3 protein-coding genes and 1 pseudogene are annotated in these 6,366 nt (G+C 61.8%); 1 reads left to right on the forward strand and 3 read right to left on the reverse strand.

Annotated features, from left to right (window positions below; translation table 11 throughout):
* Positions 1 to 171 (forward strand): annotated as a pseudogene (locus JWR14_RS00370) (TIGR03118 family protein); the annotation flags it as partial.
* A gap of 330 nt (positions 172 to 501) precedes the next feature.
* Here the strand turns inward: JWR14_RS00370 and JWR14_RS00375 are convergent.
* From JWR14_RS00375 to JWR14_RS00385, 3 genes are all read right to left on the reverse strand, one after another.
* Positions 502 to 2,022 carry an efflux transporter outer membrane subunit gene (locus JWR14_RS00375; protein ID WP_299699416.1) on the reverse strand — a complete coding sequence of 507 codons (1,521 nt, stop codon included), beginning with the start codon at positions 2,020 to 2,022 and terminating at the stop codon, positions 502 to 504.
* Entirely contained in the window at positions 2,019 to 3,299 is a 1,281-nt protein-coding gene (locus JWR14_RS00380; RefSeq protein ID WP_299699418.1) for an efflux RND transporter periplasmic adaptor subunit, read from the reverse strand. The genes JWR14_RS00375 and JWR14_RS00380 overlap by 4 nt, the downstream gene beginning before the upstream one ends.
* Positions 3,296 to 6,366 (reverse strand): efflux RND transporter permease subunit (locus JWR14_RS00385; protein WP_299699420.1); only part of this gene is annotated, 3,071 nt, incomplete at its 5' end. The genes JWR14_RS00380 and JWR14_RS00385, both read right to left, overlap by 4 nt.

Consider the following 6,366-nt stretch of genomic DNA (forward strand, 5'->3'; position numbering starts at 1 on the left):
TTCGGCAACGATCTCAACAACCAGCCCTCCAATACGCTCTTCTTCGCAGCGGGCCCCAACGACGAAGCGGACGGCGTCTATGGAAGAATCGATCTGAATACGACGTCGAACTCGAACAACGGATCGAGCACCGGCACGAGCTCGAGCGGCGGTTCGAGCGTCGGCATGTAGATCGTCTTCAGCCAGCGAGAACGGCCGCACTCGCACGGGTTCGAGCGTGTAACACTGAAACTGTCCGACGGGTTGTTGCTTGCAATTGACACCCGACGAAATGAAGCACTCGCCTGATCAGCGGGCGCGAGAAAAAAGGGTTTGCGGCGGGACTCCGGCTTTCGCCTGCGGACATCGAATGTACAAAAGCTTGAGTTACCTTCGGCCTCCGCCTTCACCACGGGCTCCTTCGCGGGCATCTCCGCGTTGACGCGGCGTCTTACGTCCCTGGCAATTTCGTGGACCATTCGCCCCGAAAAGTGCGTGCGGATCTGCCGGGGGGTGCGCGAGTTATCCGCCTTGATTTGTTTGGCGAAGGCCACCCGTCCCCCAGTGAAGTGGATTGAAGGGGATAGTTTGTTTTGAGGTCGGCATGTCCACCGTGCTCCAGCCGCCGCCCACTGAACCTATCAGCCCGACCGCTGATTGCAGTTGGCAGCTCTGCACCTGAACGGTCGCAAGCTCGGCGCTCAGCGCGGCGACCTGCGCGACCGTCACACTGAGGTAGTCGTCCAGACCGTTGGTATAAAGGCGCAGCGCGAGGTCCTGCACCTTGAGCGCGGCCTTGAGCGCATCCTGCTGCTGGGTGTACTCCGAGGCAAGCTTGTTCGTCTGCACGAGCTGGTCCTCGACCTCGCGAAACGCCTGCAGCACGGTCGAGTGGTAGTTATCGGCGGCCTGCGCGAACGCGGACCGGCTTTGCTGTTCCTCGGCCCTGCGCAAGCCGCCCTCAAACAGCGGCAGCATGGCCGATGCGCCTATCGACCAGAGGCTGTCGGGCAGGGACGCGAGTCCGCCGAAGGCATCGTCCTCGAATCCCCCGTTGACGCTCAACTGAATGTTCGGATAGAACGCCGCGCGCGCCACACCGATCTCTGCGTTTTCCGCCGCCATTCGCCGCTCGGACTGTGCGATATCGGGGCGCCGTTGCAACAGCGCGGACGGCACACCGACCGGAATCACGGGGATCGTCAGGCGTGCCAGTTCTTCGGGGGGCAAGCTGAAGGTCGACGGATTCTCCCCGGCGAGCACGGCGATGGCGTGTTCAAGCACGGCGCGCTGCATCTGGATGTCAGTATCGGCTGCTTGTGCCGTGGAGAGCTGGTTTTGAGCGCGCTCGACGTCGAGACCTGCCGAAATCTTCCCGGCATAGCGTAGCTTGGTGATCTTGAGCGCATCGCCGTAATAGCCGAGCGTTTTCGTATAGACCGCGTGCTCCGAGTCGAGGCCGCGCAACGCCATATAGTCATTGGCCAGTTCGATTTGCAGACTCAACCGCGCCGATGCAACCATCGCGGCGGTGGCCTGGGCGTTGGACTTCGCGTAGTTCGTCTGATTGTGGATCGAGCCCCAGAAGTCCGGCTCCCACGACAGCGCCGCCCCGTAGCCGTTCGACGATTGCTCAGCCGGGCCGCCTCCGTTGACGCGGAACAATCGGTTCTCGGATTGGCGGTTTTGCGTCATGTAACTCTGGGCGCTCAACTGCGGAAACAGCTGCGAGCGGGCCTCGCCCACAATATCGCGCGCCTGGGTGTAGGTTTCCTGCGCCGCCTGAAGATCGGGGTTGGCCGCATTCAAGCTAGTTTCGAGTCGATCGAGTTGTTCATCTCCGAACATTTTCCACCAGTCACCCTGCACGAGCTGATCTTCGGGATGCGCGAGCGCGAAGGATCCCGTTCCCTTGTAACTGGCGGGCAGCACCATATCCGGCGCCTTATAGGGCGGCGCAAGGCTGCATCCGGCAAGCGCCCCGAACAGCGTCAGGAGCACGGCGGCGGCGAGACGCCGGGGCGGTTTGAAGTAGCGCATCATGTTGGATCGCTCTTGGCAACTGCGACGTTGGCTTGGCGGCCCTCGCCTGAATGCGCGGGCTCACGTGCCGAAGTCCGGACCGTCGGTTCCGGCGCGATTCCCGGTGCGCCGCTTACGATTTGTACTTGCTCTCCCTCGAGCGTGCCCGCAGAAGGATTGACCATGAAGCGGTCGGTGGGTTTCAGGCCCGAGATCACCTGAACGTTCTGGCCCAGATTCAGCCCGAGCTTGACGTCTTGCAGATGCACGCGGCCATCCGCATCGACGACCGCCAGCTGCATGCCCTGGTCGCGGAACAGTAGCGCCTGTTCGGGCACGACAAGCACGCTCCGGTTAGTTGGCACTACAAACTGAACCGTCGCATAGGTGCCTGGCCAGAGCAGATGATCCGGGTTCTGAGCTACTAATTCCGTGATGACGGTTCGCGTCTGCGGGTTGAACGCGTTTGCGGTCGTCAATAGCGTCGCCTTGAACTGACGCCCCGGATACTGGGACAGGGTGAACGTCGCATCGAGACCCGGCTTCAACATGTCGGCATAGTCTTGCGGAACGGCAACGAAGATCCGCATCTCGTGGATATCCGCCACCGAGAACAGCTCATCCGCCGCACCCCGGGAACTGACGTCACCGCCCGCGGCGTTCACGTAATTGCCTACGTCGGTGTCGCGCGAGGTGATGACGCCGTCGAATGGCGCGACGATATCCTTGAACCCTTCCAGGGCACGGTAGCGCGCGAGATCATGCTGGGCTGCGACTACCTGGGCCTTTTTAACCGCGGCACTCGCCACTTGCACGTCCACCTCCTCCTGCGCGACAGCTTCCGTGCCCGCAAGCGCCTTCCAGCGCTGCGCCGTCACGTCGGCAAGCGCCCTGTTGGTCTTCGCCACGTCGAGATTCGCGAGCGCCGTCTGGTACTGCTCGTCGACGGTGGGTGCGTCGATCGTGGCGAGCGACGAACCGGCCTTGACGAACGCGCCGTAATCCACGTACCACTTGCGCACGTAGCCCGAGACCTGTGCATAGATCGGGGCGGTGTACCAGGCCTTGATGTCGCCGGGCAGTGCCACCGTTTGGCTGGCGGGCCCTGACATAGGCAACATGACCTGCACCTGCGGTACGGACTCCTCATTGGTGAGGGTTTGCAGATTCGTGAGGTTGTCATGACGTTGGACGATGCCGTGCACGACAAGGCCCCCAAGGACCAGGACCGCGATCGCGGCAGTCCATTTAAGTCGAATTCGGCGCGTGGTCACCACTTCGCGATTGACTACATTCATAGGTGAGACTCCGTGGCTTTTTTATCGTTGCGATGCATCATCGCGAATACGCAGGGAACGAAGAGCAAAGTGGCGAACGTCGCGACGAGAAGTCCACCGACGACTGCTCGTCCAAGCGGCGCGTTTTGCGTATTGCTCATGGACATCGGCAGCATCCCGATGATCATGGCGAGCGCGGTCATCAGAACCGGGCGGATACGGGCATATCCTGCTTCGATGGCCGCGGCGACCGCATCGCCATGTTCCGCGAGGCGCTCACGCGCAAACGAGACGACGAGGATCGAGTTGGCCGTAGCCGTGCCCATGCACATGATCGCGCCCGTGAGTGCCGGCACTGAACCGTCCGTATGCGTGAGAAAGAGGCTCCAGACAATGCCGGCGAGCGCGCCTGGCAGTGCCGTGATGATGATGAACGGGTCCAGCCATGACTGGAAATTGACGACGATCACGAGATAGACCAGCAGCACCGAAAGTGCCAGTCCCCCTAGGAGCTGCACGTACGCGCTGCTCATCGTCGTAGCCTGTCCGCGCAGGTGCACGCTCGCGCCGTGGGGCAGTTGCGAATTGGTCTCCTTGACGACCTGCGCGACTTGATCGTAGACGGCGCCGAGGTCGCGTCCCTGGTTGCTCACGTAGATATCGATCGAGGGCAGGATGCTGTAATGAGAGACCAGCAAGGGCGTGCCCGTTTGCGTCACCGTGCCGAGCGCGCCGAGCAACTGCGACTGCTGGCCACCCGGATCGCCGTTGCCTCGATCGATCGGAATTGTCTCGAGGTCGTTCATCGACGCGAGCTGGTCTTGCGGCGTCTGCATGTTGACGAGGTGCGAGATGCCATTCACTGTGTCGAGCCAGTACGTCGGCGCCGTCTGCCCGCTGCCGGAGAGCGTCGCGAGCGCATTGTTCGCAATGTTACCTTCGGTCAGGTTCATGCCGGAGGCAAGCGAGCGGTCCGCGGCAATCCTGAGCGTCGGTTCGTTGAACGCCTGTTGGATGTTGACGTCGGCGGCGCCCGGAAGCTTGCGGATACGGGCCGCGAGCACCTGCGCGTAAGCCATGTTCGCCGTTTGTCCGCGGCCGGAGATCTGCACGTCGATGGGCGCAGGCAGGCCAAAGTTCAGGATCTTGGCCGTTATGTCACCGGGCAGGAAGGAAAACACCGTGCCGGGAAAGAGCGCCGGCAGGTCGCGGCGCAGCGTGGACCGGTAGTCGTCCACGGGCGACTGTTCATTCTTCAGGGTGATCGTGATGTCGCAATCCTGGGGACCAATCGTGCCGTCCGAGGTGTAGGCCAGGTTGAGGCTGCTCGACGGCAGCCCGCAGTTATCGACCAGATTGGTGACTTGTCCCGGCAGGCTTTTCCTGATTTGGCTATTGACGAGCACCGCGATCTTGGATGCATCTTCGAGCCGGGTGCCGATCGGTGCGCGCATGTGCATATCGATCTCGCCCGACTTGATGCTCGGGAAAAAGTCGCGGCCGAGGAAAGCGAGCAGACTCATCGACGCAACCGTGCAGGCAATGAAGCACAGGATGAACGGCTTGCGATGATGCACGGCGAGAGCCAGCACTTCCCGGTAACGATCGCGAAACTGCGAGAAGCCCTGCTCGAAGCGTCGTTGAAACCGGGTGAAGAAACCATGCTTGCCTTGGTGTCCATGCTCATGAGCTTTCACCTGGCCGCGCAGCAACCAGGCGGCCATCGTCGGCACCAGGGTGCGCGAGAGGACGAACGAAGCGAGCATCGCGAAGATGATGGCCTCGGCGAGCGGCTGGAACAGATATCCTGAGATGCCGCTCAACTGGAACAACGGCAGCCAGACGATACAGATGCACAAGGTCGCGACGAGCGTCGGCACAACGATCTGGTTTGCCGCCGCAATAATTCCCTCCTCCAGCCCGGCGCCCGCCTCGAGATGAGTGTCGATGTTTTCGATCATCACGGTTGCGTCGTCGACCAGAATACCGACCGCGAGCGCCAATCCCCCGAGCGTCATGACGTTGATCGTTTGCCCGGTGTAATGCAGGGCCAGGATCGAGGCCAGGATCGAAAGCGGAATCGATGTCGCCACGATCAAGGTCGAACGCCAACTGCCGAGAAATAGCAGCACAGTCAGCCCCGTCAGGATCGCCGCGGTGACCATCTCCTGAATCACTTCTGTCACCGAATCGCGCACGAACCCCGAGGCATCGTTGAGCGGCGTGATCTGCACACCCGGTGGCAGCGTGTGCAAAATACCGGGCAGCGCCTGCTTGATGCCTGCCACCACGGCGAGTGTCGAAGCGTCGCCGCTCTTGAAAATCTGAATCAGTACGGACTGCTTTCCTTTCACCAGGACCGCATTGGTTTGTGGCGGCGCGCCGCGGTGCACGTAGGCGACATCGCGCAGATAGACGGTCGCGCCGTTGACCGTCTTGATCGGCATGTTGTTGAACGTCGGCACTTGCAAAGGCGTCGAGTTGGTTTCGACCATGAAGTCGAGTCCGCCGATCTTCTGGTCGCCCGCGGGAAGCACCACATTCTGCGCACTGAGCGCGGCCGCTACGTCTGCGGCCGAGAGGCCGTGCGCCAGCAGTTTCGCCTGGTCCAGATCGATCTCGACGTTCAGCGCAGCGCCTCCGTATGGATTCGGAATCGAGACGCCCGGCACGGACACCAGTTGCGGGCGGATCAGGTTTGACGCCATGTCGTACACCTGCGCGGCGGTCATGTTCGGCGCAGAGACTTGAAGGTCCAGAACCGGGACCGAGGACGCGTTGTACAGCAGCACTTGTGGCGGCGTGATGCCCGCCGGCATTTGCTTGAGCACAGTCTGCGAGATGGATGTCACCTGGGCTTGGGCGGCGGCGATGTCGGTGCCCGGCTGAAAGTAGATTTTAACGATGCCGGCACCGTACAGCGACTGGCTCTCGATGTGCTCGATGTTGGCCACGGTTGCGGTCAAGGCGCGCTCGTAGTAGTAGACCACGCGGCCGGACATGTCCTGCGGGGACAGTCCGTTGTAGTTCCACACGACCGCGATCACCGGGATGCGGATGGCAGGAAAGATGTCCGTCGGCGTCTTCA

This window comes from Caballeronia sp. (assembly GCF_028292365.1).
GTDB lineage: Bacteria > Pseudomonadota > Gammaproteobacteria > Burkholderiales > Burkholderiaceae > Caballeronia.